Annotated in this window: 14 protein-coding genes; 11 read left to right on the forward strand and 3 right to left on the reverse strand. The window is 70.2% G+C overall.

The features are described from left to right. Positions 1-86 precede the first annotated feature (86 nt). Complete coding sequence (locus ABT304_RS22685; RefSeq protein WP_350718676.1) at positions 87-575, reverse strand: winged helix-turn-helix transcriptional regulator; 489 nt, start codon at positions 573-575, stop codon at positions 87-89. A gap of 109 nt (positions 576-684) precedes the next feature. On the opposite strand from ABT304_RS22685, the gene ABT304_RS22690 reads away from it, so the two are divergent. Continuing rightward, entirely contained in the window at positions 685-1,353 is a 669-nt protein-coding gene (locus ABT304_RS22690) for a dihydrofolate reductase family protein (protein ID WP_350718678.1), read from the forward strand. Continuing rightward, positions 1,350-1,877, forward strand: coding sequence for a dihydrofolate reductase family protein (locus ABT304_RS22695; protein ID WP_350718680.1), 528 nt, complete (start codon positions 1,350-1,352; stop codon positions 1,875-1,877). Before ABT304_RS22690 ends, ABT304_RS22695 begins: the two co-directional genes overlap by 4 nt. A 19-nt stretch (positions 1,878-1,896) precedes the next feature. On the opposite strand, the gene ABT304_RS22700 is transcribed toward ABT304_RS22695, so the two are convergent. Beyond that, complete coding sequence (locus tag ABT304_RS22700; RefSeq protein WP_350718682.1) at positions 1,897-2,325, reverse strand: peptidoglycan-binding domain-containing protein; 429 nt, start codon at positions 2,323-2,325, stop codon at positions 1,897-1,899. Positions 2,326-2,460: 135 nt separating this feature from the next. Between ABT304_RS22700 and ABT304_RS22705 the strand changes: the two genes are divergently transcribed. Further along, on the forward strand, positions 2,461-3,354 hold the full coding sequence (locus tag ABT304_RS22705; protein ID WP_350718683.1) for an SDR family NAD(P)-dependent oxidoreductase: 894 nt from the start codon (positions 2,461-2,463) through the stop codon (positions 3,352-3,354). Positions 3,355-3,372: 18 nt separating this feature from the next. Here the strand turns inward: ABT304_RS22705 and ABT304_RS22710 are convergent, their stop codons facing one another. Next, positions 3,373-3,969 (reverse strand): nitroreductase family protein, encoded by a 597-nt coding sequence (locus ABT304_RS22710; protein ID WP_350718685.1) that lies wholly within the window; start codon positions 3,967-3,969, stop codon positions 3,373-3,375. A gap of 155 nt (positions 3,970-4,124) precedes the next feature. Here ABT304_RS22710 and ABT304_RS22715 point away from each other — a divergent pair, with 155 nt between their 5' ends. The 8 genes from ABT304_RS22715 to grpE all read left to right on the forward strand — a co-directional run bounded on the left by ABT304_RS22715 (position 4,125) and on the right by grpE (position 14,902). After that, positions 4,125-4,247, forward strand: a complete 123-nt coding sequence (locus tag ABT304_RS22715) for a hypothetical protein (RefSeq protein WP_350718687.1) — start codon at positions 4,125-4,127, stop codon at positions 4,245-4,247. A gap of 142 nt (positions 4,248-4,389) precedes the next feature. Then, entirely contained in the window at positions 4,390-7,299 is a 2,910-nt protein-coding gene (locus tag ABT304_RS22720; RefSeq protein WP_350718688.1) for a helix-turn-helix transcriptional regulator, read from the forward strand. Between the two features lie 90 nt (positions 7,300-7,389). Further along, complete coding sequence (locus ABT304_RS22725) at positions 7,390-7,530, forward strand: hypothetical protein (RefSeq protein WP_160026607.1); 141 nt, start codon at positions 7,390-7,392, stop codon at positions 7,528-7,530. Between the two features lie 59 nt (positions 7,531-7,589). Further along, a complete protein-coding gene (locus ABT304_RS22730) occupies positions 7,590-10,526 on the forward strand; it encodes a helix-turn-helix transcriptional regulator (RefSeq protein ID WP_350718690.1) in 2,937 nt (978 codons plus the stop codon). A 68-nt stretch (positions 10,527-10,594) separates the two neighbouring features. Further along, on the forward strand, positions 10,595-11,185 hold the full coding sequence (locus ABT304_RS22735) for a hypothetical protein (RefSeq protein WP_350718692.1): 591 nt from the start codon (positions 10,595-10,597) through the stop codon (positions 11,183-11,185). A gap of 50 nt (positions 11,186-11,235) precedes the next feature. Then, positions 11,236-12,087 (forward strand): aldo/keto reductase, encoded by an 852-nt coding sequence (locus ABT304_RS22740; RefSeq protein WP_350718694.1) that lies wholly within the window; start codon positions 11,236-11,238, stop codon positions 12,085-12,087. A gap of 248 nt (positions 12,088-12,335) precedes the next feature. Continuing rightward, positions 12,336-14,195, forward strand: a complete 1,860-nt coding sequence (dnaK, locus tag ABT304_RS22745) for a molecular chaperone DnaK (protein WP_350718696.1) — start codon at positions 12,336-12,338, stop codon at positions 14,193-14,195. Next, positions 14,192-14,902, forward strand: a complete 711-nt coding sequence (gene grpE, locus ABT304_RS22750) for a nucleotide exchange factor GrpE (RefSeq protein ID WP_350718698.1) — start codon at positions 14,192-14,194, stop codon at positions 14,900-14,902. Before dnaK ends, grpE begins: the two co-directional genes overlap by 4 nt. Positions 14,903-14,946 lie beyond the last annotated feature (44 nt).

Below are 14,946 nucleotides of genomic sequence, written 5' to 3' on the forward strand. Positions count from 1 at the left end.
AAGGTATGCAGCCGAAGGAACACATCCCGTGCGGAGATCCGCCGGGGAAGCGTGCTCTCGCCTGCATACCTTGATGGAGGAACAGCTCACTCCGCCATGGCCGCCTCGTACGCCGCGGCGAGCTGCTCGCTCGCCCGCGGAGCGTCCGGGTCGGGACGTGGCGTCCCCAGATGGAGCTCGCGCAGCTCGTCCATGAACGACTCCACCATCCCGGGACCGGCATCGCGCAGCAGCTCCGCGCGGACCCGGAGCTGCCGGGTGCCGTCGCGATGGGCGAGCCCCCAGTTGCCGAGAGCGACCATGATCGGCAGCGTCTGGATGCCCGCCTCGGTCAGCGCGTAGGCGGCCTTCTGGCCGCGGCCGGCCTCCTCCTTGGTGAGCAGACCACCCTCGACCAGCTTCTTCAGCCGGCTGCTGAGGATGTTGGAGGCGATGCCCTCCTCGGAGCTGCCGAGCAGCTCGCGGAAGTGGCGACGGTTCCCGAACATCACGTCGCGCAGCACGATCACCGACCAGGGGTCCCCGAAGACCTCCACGGCTGCGTTGATCGGGCAACCCGATCTGGGCTCGCTCACTCGGTGTCTCCTGCACTCGGAAATAGTGGTTGCAATCTGCAATCGGGAAGTCTACTCTCGACGCCAGTGATTGCAAAGTGCAACCACTATGAACTCGAGGGAGACGGACATGTCACTCGTACGCGCTCACACCATCGGCGTCTCGCTGGACGGCTTCGCCACCGGCGACGGCCAGAGCCTGGAGGCGCCGTTCGGCCACGCCGGCATGCGGCTGATGGAGTGGTTCTTCCCGACCAGGACCTTCCAGAACGCGACCGGCCACCGGGAGCGGATGGAGGTCGACCCGGCCGCCGATCCCGACGACGCCTTCGCCGCCCGCGCCTGGGAGGGCATCGGGGCCGAGATCATGGGCGCCGGCAAGTTCGGCCCTCCGGGATGGCAGGACGACGCCGACTGGACCGGCTGGTGGGGCGAGGAGCCGCCGTTCCACACACCCACCTACGTGCTGACCCACCAGCCCCGCGAGTCGATCGAGATGAAGGGCGGCACCGTCTTCCACTTCCGCGACGCGCCCATCGAGGAGGTGCTGGCCGAGGCGCAGGAAGCGGCCGCCGGCCAGGACGTACGCATCGGCGGCGGCCCCTCCTCGCTCCGGGACTTCCTGGCCGCCGGTCTCGTCGACCACCTGCACGTCGCCGTCGTCCCGATCATCCTGGGCCGTGGCGTACGGCTGTGGGACGGGCTGGAGGCGCTGGAGGACGGCTACGAGGTGGCCTCGACCACCACGCCGAGCGGCGTCACCCACATCACCTTCGACCGGACGCAGGTGGCCCGATGAGCACGGTCCTGTGGCACTTCTCGATGTCGCTCGACGGATTCGTCGACGGAACCGAGCCGGGGATGGCGTGGCTGAACGACGTCACCGGCAAGCCCGGTGTCGAGGAGGCGTACTCCTCGCAGCTCGGTGCCGTCCTGGGCGGCCGCAAGGGCCACGACGCCTACCCCGACGCGATGCCGTACGGGGACTGGCAGGGTCCGGTCTTCATCCTCACCCACCATCCCGAGGACGCCCGGCCGCAGGAGCACGTCACCTTCCTCAGCTGCGACGTCGGCGAGGCGCTGCGGATCGCGGTCGAGGCGGCCGACGGGAAGAACGTCGAGGTCCATTCCGCCGACATCGGCCGCCAGCTCCTCGAGCGCGGCCTGATCGACCGGATCGACCTGCACGTCGCGCCGGTCCTGCTGGGCGACGGCATCCGCCTCTACGACAACCCGGGCGGAGCGCCGATCAAGCTGCACAACCTGATCGGCGACGACCCGCATCTGGAGGTCGACCTCCGCTACGCCCCGGTGCGTCCGTGACGCTCCGGGGTCCGCGGTCTCAGACCTGGCAACCGGCCGCTCGAGCGACGGCGAAGGGGTAGGACTGCGCCGGGCCGGTGCCGTAGTAGTACGGCGAGCACAGGTAGGCCCAGGTCCGGGGGCCGACGATGCCGTCCACCACCACCGAGGAGTCCCAGTAGCGCCACGAGGTCTGACGCGAGATCACGGCCTGCCGGGTCAGGTTGCCGTACGCGCCGTCCACCACCAGATCGATGCCGGGCTGCCAGTTGAGCAGCGTCTGGATGTAGCGGACACACGTGCCGTTGCCGCCGTAGGAGTAGTTGTAAGACGTGCAGGTCGCGGCCTGCGCCGGTGCGGGGGCGGCCATGCTGGTGACGGTCGCGCCGGTGATCGCGATGAGGGTCGCGGAGACGATCCCGGCGATCCGCCGCTTCCACGTACGCGGGACGATGCTGGTGGTTGACATGTTCTCTCCTGGACCGTGCGGTGGTGTCGGCTTCGGGCCGACATCTCGACGCGTCACGCTAAACGCCTCCCGCCCGGGCAGGCACCCAACGAATTCGCGGAAACGAACCGCCGTCGGGGTCGCTAGGGTGCGGGAGTGGTCAGCCTGTTCTCGCTTCCGCTCCTGCAGACGCCGCGCGCCCGGGTGGCGCGCACGATCCGGGCCGTGACCGGTGGTCCCGGCCCGCTCGCCGGGAGGACCGTGCTGATCACCGGCGCCAGCTCCGGGATCGGTGAGGCGACGTCGTACGCCGCGGCTCGACGGGGCGCGCACGTGCTCCTCGCCGCGCGCCGGGCCGAGGAGCTCGAGCGGGTGCGGAAGAGCATCGAGCAGAGCGGTGGGCGGGCGTCGACGTACGTCGTCGACATGGCCGACGGTGACTCGATCGATGCGCTGGTGGAGCAGCTGCTCGCCGAGCACGGGGCGGTCGACTACCTGGTCAACAACGCCGGCCGGTCGATCCGGCGGTCGCTGGAGCTGACTCACGACCGCTTCCACGACTTCGAGCGGATGATGGCCGTGAACTACTTCGGTGCGGTCCGGCTCACGATGGGCCTGCTGCCGGCGATGCGCGCCCAGCGGTTCGGCCACCTGGTCAACATCGTCACCTGGGGCAACCAGATCAAGGCCCCGAAGTTCGCCGCGTACATCGCCGCGAAGTCGGCGCTCGACGTGTTCGGCCGGATCCTGAGCCGTGAGGCCTACTTCGAGAACGTGACCTGCACCAACATGCGCGTCGCGATCGTGCGTACGCCGATGATCGCCCCGACCGCTGAGTACGAGGGTCGCGGCGAGAGCCCCGAGGAGTGCGCCGAGCGTGTCGTTCGCGCGCTCGAGGACCGGCCGGTGACGGTCGACGGCGCCTTCGGGTCGGTCTTCGAGGTCCTCAACATCCTCACCCCACGGCTGGCCGATCTCGCCATGGCCGTCTCCCACCTGCGTACGCCGGACTCTGCTGCCGCACGCGGGACGGCTCAGGTGCGGGACTGACTGACTGACGCCTGGCCGTCACCAACGGCCGCGGTGGACGACGTCCTCGAGCGGGGTGCGCTTGCGGCGGGTGGGGGAGCCCTTGGCGCCGCCGGACGCGGGGTGGCCGATGGTGACGGCCCCGATCGGGTCGAACGCGTCGGGGATGTCGAACGCCTTGCGGACCGCGGCGTCGGACTCGGGCGGGATGCCGAAGTAGAGGGCGCCGAGGCCCTCGTCGACCACGGTCTGCAGGATCAGCATGGTCGCCATCGCGGTGTCCATGTGCCAGAACGGCATCGGCCAGTGGGCCTCGTCGCGGTCGGTCCAGCCCTTGTCGGGCTGTGCGTACCGGTCGAGGTAGGCCTCCTTGGAGGAGCAGGGGATCACGATCACCGGGGCCGTCATCATCCCCGCCAGCCAGCTGTCGGGGTCGTCCACGTCGGCTGTCGCCTCCCAGTAGCGGCGTACGTCCTCGGGGGTGTCGAGAACGAGAAAGGCCCAGCCCTGGGAGAAGCCGGCCGACGGCGCCCGGGTGGCGTTGTGCAGGATCTTGTCGATCACCGCCGGGTCGACCGGATCGCCGGTGTAGTTGCGGACCATCTTGCGGCGACGTACGACCTCGGAGAACTCCATAGGCACAGTGTCGCGTCTAAGGCGTGGAGCCCGTGTCCTAGGTCGGAAAGTAAGGCGCCCGGGTCGGTAAGTAGGGCGCGCGACCGATTCGGGTGCCTACCTCAGCGGAGGAGTCTTCTCGATGTCAGCAGAACACAACTCAGCAGGAGATCGAGATGTACACCACCGTAGGTTACGAAGCAGAGGTCAAGTACCGCCGCCAGCAGATCCAGAAGGACCTGGCCAAGCGCCAGCGGGCCACCGAAGCCCGTCAGTCGCGACGCACCCGCACCCGCTGAGATGGGGGCGCGTGCCGGAAGGCAGGACTTGAATCAACGCCGAGCAGGAGGGATCCCGCTCGGCGTTGCTTCATGTCCGGGGCAGGGTGGTGTCCACCCCTGGGCCGACACCGAGTTGTCGGAAGGCGCGATGATTGCGCCCATGGCGCAGAGTGCCGAGAGGCTGGTCGGGCGTGATGCCGACCTGGAGACACTGGCAGGGCTGGTGGGGCTGGACGGCACCGTGCAGCCGGGCGGACGAAGGCATGTCCTCCTCGCGGGCGACGCCGGTGTCGGGAAGACCCGCATCCTGCGCGAGCTCCGCGGCCGTGCCGCCGCCGACGGCAGGCAGGTGCTGGTCGGCCACTGCCTCGACTTCGGCGACAGCGCCGAGGCGTACCTGCCGTTCACCGAGATCCTCGACAACATCACCTCCGCGCTGCCCGACGTGGTCGCGCAGGTCGCCGACGTACATCCGGCGCTCCTGCGGATGGCGCCGGTCGCCCGCGCGCTCGGCGGGGCTGACACCGCCGTCCAGGAGGCGCTCGACCGGGGCAACCTCTTCGCCGCGATCCACTCGCTCCTGGAGCGCGCGGCCGAGAAGGCGCCGCTGCTGGTCGTGGTCGAGGACACCCACTGGGCCGACCAGTCCACCCGTGACCTGCTGACCTTCCTGTTCACCCGGCCGTTCGACGGCCCGGTGACACTCGTCGCCTCCTACCGCGCCGACGACCTCCACCGCCGTCACCCGCTGCGCCGCCAGCTCGCCGAGTGGACCCGGCTGCCGTCCGTCGAGCGGTTTCACCTCGGCCGGCTCTCGGACGATGACGTACGTGTCCTGGTCGGTGAGCTCGCCGGCGATCTCGCCGACGGGGTCGACGTCGAGAGCGTCGTACGTCGCGCCGACGGCAACGCCTTCTTCGTCGAGGAGCTGGTGCAGGCCGCCGGTGCCGAGGAACTGCCCTGGGACCTCGCCGACCTGCTCCTGATCAGGCTGGACCAGCTCGACGCGACCGCGCGCGAGGTCGTCGACACCGCCAGCGCGGCCGGCCGCGACGTCAGCGACGAGCTCCTCGAGGCGGTCGCCGGCCTCGACCGCGCCACCCTCGAGGCCGGGCTGAGGCAGGCGATCGAGCGGGCGATCCTGGTGCCGCGCGAGGACGGCTACTACGTCTTTCGGCACGCGCTGCTCGGGGAGGCCGTCTATGACGACCTGCTGCCCGGCGAGCGGGTCCGGCTCCATCAGCGGTACGTCGAGGCGCTGAGCCGCGACCTCACGACCGGCAGCGCGGCCGGTCTCGCGCGTCATGCCCGTCTCGCCGGCGACCACGAGACCGCGCTCGCGGCCGGGATCGCCGCCGGCGACGAGGCGGCCGCCGCCGGTGGTCCCGACGAGGCCTCGCAGCACTATCAGCAGGCGATCGCCCAGCTCGCCGGTCGTGCCGACTCCGAGCACGACACCCAGCGCCTCGTCGATCTGGTGGTCAAGGCCAGCGATGCGATGGTGGCCGCCGGGCACGCCGACCGCGCCGGGAAACTGGCTCGTGAGCAGCGGGAATCACTCCCGGCCGACGCTCCCGGCCTGTGGCGCGCGCAGCTGATGACGGTTGAGATCGAGACCAGCTTCGCCTACGTCAACGATGTCCGGGTGGGGGCGCTCGCGGAGCAGGCGATGGCCGAGCTGCCCGAGGACGCCCCGCCGCTGGTGCGGGCGCGGCTGCTCGCGGCGTACGCCCGGTCGCTGATGATCTACCGCCGTCACGAGGACGCCGAACGAGCCGGCCGAGAGGCGCTGGCGCTGGCCGAGGAGCTCGGCCGGACCGGCCTCGCCGCAGAGGTCACGGCGACGCTGGCCGGGTCGTGGGGACGTCCGCCCCAGCGGTGGATCGAGCCGCTCCGTGAAGCGGTGGCGCGGGCCGCCAAGGTCGGCGCCCTGCACCCGGAGTTCCGGGCCCGGCTCCAGCTCGCCTTCGCCCTCGACGCGGCCGACCGTCGCGACGAGGCCGGCGAGAGCTACCGCAGCGCCTACGAACTCAGCGTGGAGCGGGGTGTCCCCTGGGCGCCGTACGCCTTCGACGCCCGGATCGCCTGGCTCGACTACCTCCACACCGCCGGCCGCTGGGACGAGGCGCTCGCGCTGACCGACGCGTACGGCATCCCGCCGGTGCTGTGGCCGTGGCTGGAGTCCAAGCGGCTGATGATCGAGCAGGCCCGCGGCGCCGACGTCGGTGCCGAGGCGCGGCGGCTGCGGCCGTCGTGGAAGCAGGAGGTGGCCACCGCCAGCGAGTCGGCCCCGATGGAGATCCGGGCCGCCGCGGGTCGCGGAGACATCGACGCGGCGATCGAGGCCTACGACGCCGGCGTCGCGGCCCTCACCACCGGCTGGGGAAAGTGGTTCGGCGCCCATGCCCGGCTTTCGGCGATCGCCGTCGGTGCGATCGGCTCCGCCCTCCCTGCCGTCCCCGTCGGTGCCCGCCCGCAGGTGATGGCGCAGGTGGACCGCATCGTGGAGGCGGGCACGCGGCCCGTCGAGACGGAGCAGCCCTGGGGGCTGGAGGGGCAGGCGTGGTCGGCGCGGCTGCGGGCCGAAGGGCTCCGTGCCCACTGGCTGGCCGGCATCTCCGTGCCCGAGCAGGCCGAGCTCGTCGAGGCGTGGCGGGCGACCGTGGCCGCCTTCGAGGCCTTTCCGCACGTCCACGAGCTCGCCTGGTCACGGGTCCGGCTCGCCGAGATCCTCCGGGCCGGTGGCGACACCGCCGGCGCGCGGGTGCTGGCAGACCAGGCCAGGGAAGCGGCGAAGCGGCTCGGCGCGCGGCCGCTCCTCGACCACCTGCTCACCCTCGGCAGCACGCCACAGCGGTCGACGGCAGGTCCCTCCGGCGAGCTGACCGCCCGGGAGAGGGAGATCCTCGCCTTGGTCGCGGCCGGGCGCAGCAACGGCGAGATCGGCAAGCAGCTGTTCATCTCGACCAAGACCGTCTCGGTCCACGTCTCCAACATCCTGGCCAAGCTCGGCGCCTCCGGTCGCACCGAGGCAGCGGCCATCGGACGCCGCCGGGGGCTCGTGGAGTGATGCTGATCACGGCCGAATGAGGCACCCCTGACGTACGCCTAAGGCAGGCGCCTCATGCGTGGCCCTACCTCAGGAGCTGAGTCTGGATGCATGACTTACACCAACCAGATCAGCTACGACGCCGAGCTGGCCTACCGCCAGCAGACCATTCGCCGCGCGACCGCGGCCGACCGTCTTGCCCGCCAGGTGAAGCGCCGCCGTCCCCGCCGGATGGACTCGATACACAACTGAGTCCTCGGAGGTCGGTAATGCGGGAGAAACCCGGGCCCGGAGGCGCGATGATAGGGGACATGGCGCAAAGTGCTCGGTCATTCGTAGGTCGCGACCCTGAGTTGCGCACCCTCACCGGGCTGCTCGGCGTCTCGTCCGCCGAGGAGTCGGGCTCGACGTCGGGCCGGCGCCAGCACGTCCTCCTCGCCGGTGACGCCGGCGTCGGCAAGACGCGTCTGCTCACCGCGCTGCGCGACCGCGCCGTGTCCGACGGCTGGCAGGTGCACGCGGGGCACTGCGTCGACTTCGGCGAGAGCGCCGTGGCGTACATGCCGTTCTCGGAGATCCTCGACCGGATCGTCGCGGACCTGCCCGACGTGGTCGAGCGGGTGGCGGCCGACTACCCGGCGCTGGCCAGGCTGAGGCCCGTACGCCGCGTGATGGGCGCCAACCAGGGAGCCGCCCCGACCGGCACCGACCGCGGGCAGCTCTTCGACGCCGTCCACACCCTCTTCGAGGCGGCCGCCGAGAAGGCGCCGCTGCTGGTCGTGGTCGAGGACACCCACTGGGCCGACCAGTCCACCCGCGACCTGCTGACCTACCTCTTCACCCGGCCCTACGTCGGCCCCGTCGCGATGGTCGCGTCCTACCGCGCCGACGACATCCACCGCCGGCACCCGCTGCGCCGCCAGGTCGGCGAATGGGGCCGGCTGCCCGACGTCGAGCGGATCGTCCTGGAGCCGCTCTCCGACGACTCGGTGCGACTGCTGGTCCACGAGCTGGCTCCCGGCAAGGTCGACGCCGAACGAGTCGTACGCCGTGCCGAAGGCAACGCCTTCTTCGTCGAGGAGCTGGTGCAGGCCGGCTGCGACGAGGATCTCCCGGTCGACCTCGCCGACCTGCTGCTGGTGCGGCTGGACCGGCTCGACGGCTCGGCCCGGAGCGTGGTCCGCACGGCGAGCATCGCCGGGCGCCGGGTCACCCACGAGCTGCTCGCTGCCGTGACCGAGATGAAGACCGACGAGCTCGATGACGCCCTGCGCACCGCCGTCGAGCAGAAGGTGCTCGAGCCGACCGGTTCGCGCTACACGTTCCGCCACGCGCTGCTCGCCGAGGCGGTCTACGACGACCTGCTGCCCGGTGAGCGGGTGCGTCTGCACGCCCGGTTCGCCGAGGTGCTGAAGGAGACGCCCGGCCTGGGTGCGGCCGCGGAGCTCGCGCTGCACGCCAAGCACGCCGGCGACCTCGCGACCGCGCTACGGGCTCGCATCGCCGCGGCCGAGGAGGCCCGCAGCGTCAGTGGCGTCGGCGAGGCCGCCCACCACTACGAGAAGGCGCTGGGCCTCGCCGCCGACCCGAAGGTCGCCCAGGCAGCCGCGGTCAACCTGGACCGGGTCTACGAGCGCGCCGCCGACACCCTCATCCTCGCCGGACTGCCCTCGCGGGCCGACGCGATCCTGGCCGAGCGGCTCGACGCCATCCCGGCCGGCCAGTCGGTGGGGCGGGCGCTGCTGCTGGCGACCCGGGCCGAGGCGGCCCTCGCGATGGAGAACGGCGACCCGCTCACCCACTCCCACGACGCGATGGTCGCGCTCCCGGCCAACGCGGAGCCGAAGGCGCGGTGTGCGGTTCTCGCCGTGCGCACCCGCACGCTGGTCACCTTCCGCCGCAGCGAGGAGGCCGAGGCGGTCGGGCTGGAGGGCATCGAGATCGCCGAGCGGCACAGCCTCTCCAAGCTCGCCTCCGACATGGCCACCAGCCTGTCGATGCTCAAGGTCCGCACCGGCCGCGGCGGCGGTGACAAGGTCGAGGGCTTCCGGCAGGTGCTGCGCGAGACGATCGAGCAGGCGCGACAGGTCGGATCGACGTACGCGGTCAGCCGGGGGCTGTTCACGCTCGGCCGCTCCTACGACGAGGCCGGTGACTACGCGGAGGCGCTGGGGTGGTTCCGGGCGGTGATCGACGACGTCGGCGGCGAGTCGCTGCAGTGGTCGCCCTACGCCGCCGCGGCCCGTGCCGACATCGTCCGGATCCAGATGGTCCTGGGGGAGTGGGACGAGGCGCTCGAGCTGACCGGCGGCAACCTGCCGGACGCGCCGCCGATCCCGGTCGCGCTCCTCGACATGCTCCGGATGATGATGGAGCAGGCGCAGGGGGCATCGGTCGGTGACGCGGCCAACGCGCTGCGACCGTTCTGGACCCAGGAGGGCCTGGTCGCCCTCTACGGCTCGGTCGTCGAGATGACCGCGCTCGCCCGCGCCGGCGACCCCGAGGGAGTGCTCAGGGTCTACGCGGAGACGGTCGAGACCCTCTCCCAGTTCTGGACCGAGTGGTTCGGCGGCCGCGTGCGGCTGGCGGTCGTGGCCGCCTCCGGCATCGCGCAGATGCTGCCCTCGCTGCCGGCGGCGCGCTGGCCTGCGTTGGTGGAGGCCGTCGACGGGCTGCACAGCGACGGCGAGCAGGTGGTCGCGCAGTACGAGCCCGGAGAGTGGGGTCCGGAGGGCCGATCCTGGACCGCCCGGCTGGAGGCGGAGGTGCTCCGCGTCCACTGGCTGGCCGGCATCGACGCCCCGCCCCAGGAGACGTTGCTGGCGGCGTGGGAGCGCGCCGAGCAGCAGGTCGAGGCCTATGGCGACGTCCCAGGTCTGGCCGCCGTCCGGACGACGTACGCCACCATTCAGCGGGCCATGGGCGATGTGGCCGGCTCGCGGGTGACCGCCGACAAGGCCCGGACGACCGCGAAGCGGCTCGGCCTGCAGCCGTTGCTCGACGAGCTGAGATCGCTCGGCGCGACGGCGGTCAAGCAGCAGCAGGCGACGTCGACGTCGCTGACGCCGCGGGAGAGCGAGATCCTGACGCTGGTGGCCGCGGGTCGCAGCAACGGCGAGATCGGCAAGCAGCTGTTCATCTCCACGAAGACGGTTTCCGTGCACGTCTCGAACATCCTCGGGAAGCTGGGCGCCGGGAGTCGCACGGAGGCAGCCGCCATCGCTCGTCGTCAGCAGCTGATCAGCTGAAGTTGTGGTGCTCGGTAGGAACCTGTGGCTGAATTGTCACCATCACCACGGCGGGTCGAGGAGCAGATGTGAAGCAGGGCGGGCAGCACCCGATCGCAGCCGGAGTCACGGCGCTCGTCGCGGCCGCGGTCGGGGTGGGACTGATCATCGGGATCGGGATGTTTGTCGGCGCCAACATCCTGGGCCTCGGTAGCGGCGGTGGCGCCGACGACCAGGCCACCGACCCGGACGCTGGTGCCTCGCTCTACGTTCCGTCGCCCAAGCCGACCAAGACCGCGAGCGGGCCGGCGATCACGCTCAACGCCTCGCCCACGAGCGCTCCGGACAAGCAGGCGGCCTCCACGAGCCCGTCGCCGTCCGAGACCGTTGAGAAGAAGCCTGCGCAGAAGGAGATCACCCTCCAGGCCGGAACCGTCCAGGCGGAGCCGATGGAGCGGATCGACCTCAGCGGCATCTACCCGCGCGGCGAGGGAGCCATCCTCCGCCTGGAGCGCAACGACGGCCAGGGCTGGGAGGAGTTCGGGATCCCGGACGTACCGGTCACCGGCGAGCAGTTCTCCACGCCGATCCAGTCCGGCCGGATCGGGAAGCACAAGTTCCGGATGAAGGACATCGACACCGGTATCTACTCCAACGTGGTGACCGTGACGATCGGCTGAGACGGAGCCGAGGATGGAATAGGCCATCGCTCGCTTGGTTGTATGGAGACATGACGGTTCCCACGATCAAGCTCAATGACGGCACTTCGATCCCGCAGTACGGTCTCGGCGTCTGGCAGGTTCCGCAGGACGAGACCGAGCAGGTGGTGAGCCAGGCTCTCGAGGTCGGCTACCGCCACATCGACACCGCGCAGATGTACCAGAACGAGGCCGGAGTCGGCGCCGCGCTGAAGAGCGCCGGACTCGCCCGCGACGACGTCTACGTCACCACCAAGCTCAACAACTCCCAGCACGAGCCCGCCAAGGCGAAGGCCTCGCTGGAGAGGTCTCTGGAGCTGCTCGGCCTGGACCGCGTCGACCTGTTCCTGATCCACTGGCCGCTGCCGACGCAGCACGACGGGACGTACGCGAAGACGTGGGAGGCCCTCGTCGGCCTCCGTGAGGAGGGCCTGACCACCTCCGTCGGCGTCTCCAACTTCCAGCCCGACCACCTCGACAAGATCGTCGCCGAGACCGGCGTCGCGCCCGCGGTCAACCAGATCGAGGTCCACCCCTACTTCGCCAACGAGGCCGCTCGCGCCGCCACCCTGGCGCACGGCGCGAAGGTCGAGTCGTGGTCCCCGCTCGGACAGGGCGGCGGTGAGCTCACCGACCCGGTGGTCGCCGAGATCGCCTCCGCCCACGGCAAGTCGCCCGCCCAGGTGCTGCTCCGCTGGCAGATCGATCGTGGCGACATCGTCTTCCCCAAGTCCGTACGCCGCGAGCGGCTCGAGGAGAACCTCGCGATCTTCGACTTCGAGCTGAGCGCCGACCAGGTCACCGCCCTCGCGGCCCTCGACAAGGGCGAGTCCGGCCGCTCCGGCCCCAACCCCGACACCTTCGACTGGATCCCGTCCTACTGATCCCCGCCTCTCGCCGAGTCGGCCCGTCCTGACGGGCCGACTCGGCCTGGTTTTGGCCGGCGTTGGAATAGGGGGCGTAGGGTCTTCGTTGTGGAGAGTGAACGAAGTTGAGTTGATCCGACTCAACTTGTTTGCAACACTCGGCGGCAGCAGTCGCTGGGCGGGTGCAGAACAACCCAAGTCTTCCGGGGTCTCCCCAGGGAACACAGTCCACATACACACAGCTTCAACAAGCGGAGGTAGCAAAGATGGCACGTGCCGTCGGTATCGACCTCGGGACCACCAACTCGGTCGTCTCGGTTCTGGAGGGTGGCGAGGCCACCGTCATCGCGAATGCCGAAGGCGCCCGTACGACGCCTTCCGTGGTCGCGTTCAGCAAGTCCGGTGAGGTGCTGGTCGGTGAGGTCGCCAAGCGCCAGGCCGTCACCAACGTGGACCGCACGATCAAGTCGGTCAAGCGTCACATGGGCACCGACTGGAAGGTGTCCATCGACGACAAGGACTTCACGCCGCAGCAGATCAGCGCGTTCGTCCTGCAGAAGCTCAAGCGCGACGCCGAGGCCTACCTCGGCGAGACGGTGACCGACGCGGTCATCACCGTCCCGGCCTACTTCTCCGACGCCCAGCGCCAGGCCACCAAGGAGGCCGGTGAGATCGCGGGCCTCAACGTCTCTCGCATCGTCAACGAGCCGACCGCGGCCGCGCTGGCCTACGGCCTCGACAAGGGCGACGACCAGACCATCCTCGTCTTCGACCTCGGTGGCGGCACGTTCGACGTGTCCCTGCTCGAGATCGGTGAGGGTGTCGTCGAGGTCAAGGCGACCTCCGGTGACAACCACCTCGGTGGTGACGACTGGGACAACGCGATCGTCAAGTGGATGGTCGGGAAGTTCAAGGCCGCCAACGGTGTCGACCTGGCCGCCGACAAGATCGCCGCCCAGCGCCTCCAGGAGGCCGCCGAGAAGGCGAAGATCGAGCTCTCCTCCTCGCAGAACACGAGCATCCACCTGCCCTACATCACCCACGGTGAGTCCGGCCCCCTCCACTTCGAGGAGACCCTGACCCGGGCGGAGTTCCAGAAGATCACCGCGGACCTGCTCGACCGCACCAAGAAGCCGTTCGAGTCCGTCCTCAAGGACGCCGGCGTCGCCCTCAAGGACATCGACCACGTCGTCCTGGTCGGCGGCTCGACCCGGATGCCGGCCGTGACCGACCTGGTCAAGAGCCTGCTCGGTGGCAAGGAGCCCAACAAGGGCGTCAACCCGGACGAGGTCGTCGCCGTCGGCGCCGCGCTGCAGGCCGGCGTGCTGAAGGGCGAGGTCAAGGACGTACTGCTCCTTGACGTCACCCCGCTGAGCCTCGGTATCGAGACCAAGGGCGGTGTCTTCACCACCCTGATCGAGCGCAACACCACCATCCCGACCAAGCGCTCCGAGATCTTCACCACGGCTGACGACAACCAGCCGAGCGTCGAGATCAAGGTCGCCCAGGGCGAGCGCCCGATGTGGTCGGAGAACCAGCCGCTGGGCAACTTCGAGCTCACCGGCCTTCCGCCGGCGCCGCGTGGCGTGCCGAAGATCGAGGTCGCCTTCGACATCGACGCCAACGGCATCGTGCACGTCTCCGCCAAGGACCAGGCCTCGGGCCGCGAGCAGTCCATGACGATCTCCGGCGGCTCCGCGCTGTCGAAGGACGACATCGACCGCATGGTCAAGGAGGCGGAGCAGTACGCCGAGGAGGACGCCAAGCGTCGCGAGTCCATCGAGATCCGCAACCAGGGTGACAGCCTCGTCTACACCACCGAGAAGTTCATCACCGACTCCGGCGACAAGGTCCCGGACGACGTGAAGACCGAGGTGCAGGCCGACCTGGACGCCCTGAAGAAGGTCCTCGAGGACACCGAGGCCGACAAGGACGCCATCCAGACCGCGATCACCAAGCTCGGTGAGTCCTCGCAGAAGATGGGTGCGGCCATGTACGCCGCGGCCGAGGCCGAGCAGTCCGCTGCCGGCGGTGCCACCGGTGCGACCGGTGAGGCCGACGACGACGTCGTCGACGCCGAGATCGTCGACGAGCCCGTCGAGGGTGAAGAGGGCGACAAGAAGTGACGAAGCGCCGCCCCGGCGGGGCGGAGGAGGCCGTCGAGGAGACGACCACCGAGGCCCCGCCGCCCGAGACCGAGCCCGAGACAGAGGCTGGCGAGGAGTCGACCGACGATTCCGAGGTGGACGCTCCTGAGGGCGACGCCTCGGAGTCGGACGACGCCGCCGAGACTGGATCCGACGAGGATGGCTCCGCCGAAGCGGCGGAGGACACGGCGGACGAGGCAGACGACGAGGACGACGTGATCGTTGACGACAGCGAGGTGGACTTCATGGGCGATGCCGCCGACGAGGTCGACAAGCGGGTCGCCGAGCTGACCACGGACCTGCAGCGTCTCCAGGCCGAGTACGTCAACTACAAGAGGCGGGTCGACCGTGACCGCGAGCTGGTCTCGCAGAACGCGACCTACAAGGTGCTCACTCCGATCGTGGAGGTGCTCGACACCATCGACCGTGCCCGCGAGCACGGCGAGGTCGACGGCGGCTTCAAGGCCGTCGCCGACCAGCTCGAGAAGATCGTGACCAACCTGGGTCTGAAGAAGTTCGGCGAGCCGGGCGATGTCTTCGATCCCAACCGTCACGAGGCGCTCAGCCACATGGGCACCGACCCGGAGGTCGAGGAGACCTCGGTCAAGCTGGTCGCCAAGGCCGGTTACATGATCGGCGACCGGGTGGTCAGGGCCGCGCAGGTCCTGGTCGTCGACCCGGAGTGACCCGGAGTGACAACGATGGGTGGCCGAGGCTGTCGAGAGATCGA

The organism is Nocardioides sp. NPDC000445 (assembly GCF_040300245.1).
GTDB lineage: Bacteria > Actinomycetota > Actinomycetes > Propionibacteriales > Nocardioidaceae > Nocardioides.

Excerpts from the sequence above, each read along its gene's own strand:
- ABT304_RS22710 (WP_350718685.1), bottom strand. The coding sequence starts at position 3,969 with ATGGAGTTCTCCGAGGTCGTACGTCGCCGCAAGATGGTCCGCAACTAC.
- ABT304_RS22730 (WP_350718690.1), top strand. The coding sequence starts at position 7,590 with ATGGCGCAAAGTGCTCGGTCATTCGTAGGTCGCGACCCTGAGTTGCGC.
- dnaK (WP_350718696.1), top strand. The coding sequence starts at position 12,336 with ATGGCACGTGCCGTCGGTATCGACCTCGGGACCACCAACTCGGTCGTC.
- ABT304_RS22715 (WP_350718687.1), top strand. The coding sequence starts at position 4,125 with ATGTACACCACCGTAGGTTACGAAGCAGAGGTCAAGTACCGCCGCCAG.
- ABT304_RS22690 (WP_350718678.1), top strand. The coding sequence starts at position 685 with ATGTCACTCGTACGCGCTCACACCATCGGCGTCTCGCTGGACGGCTTC.
- ABT304_RS22695 (WP_350718680.1), top strand. The coding sequence starts at position 1,350 with ATGAGCACGGTCCTGTGGCACTTCTCGATGTCGCTCGACGGATTCGTC.
- ABT304_RS22720 (WP_350718688.1), top strand. The coding sequence starts at position 4,390 with ATGGCGCAGAGTGCCGAGAGGCTGGTCGGGCGTGATGCCGACCTGGAG.
- ABT304_RS22740 (WP_350718694.1), top strand. The coding sequence starts at position 11,236 with ATGACGGTTCCCACGATCAAGCTCAATGACGGCACTTCGATCCCGCAG.
- ABT304_RS22700 (WP_350718682.1), bottom strand. The coding sequence starts at position 2,325 with ATGTCAACCACCAGCATCGTCCCGCGTACGTGGAAGCGGCGGATCGCC.
- ABT304_RS22725 (WP_160026607.1), top strand. The coding sequence starts at position 7,390 with ATGACTTACACCAACCAGATCAGCTACGACGCCGAGCTGGCCTACCGC.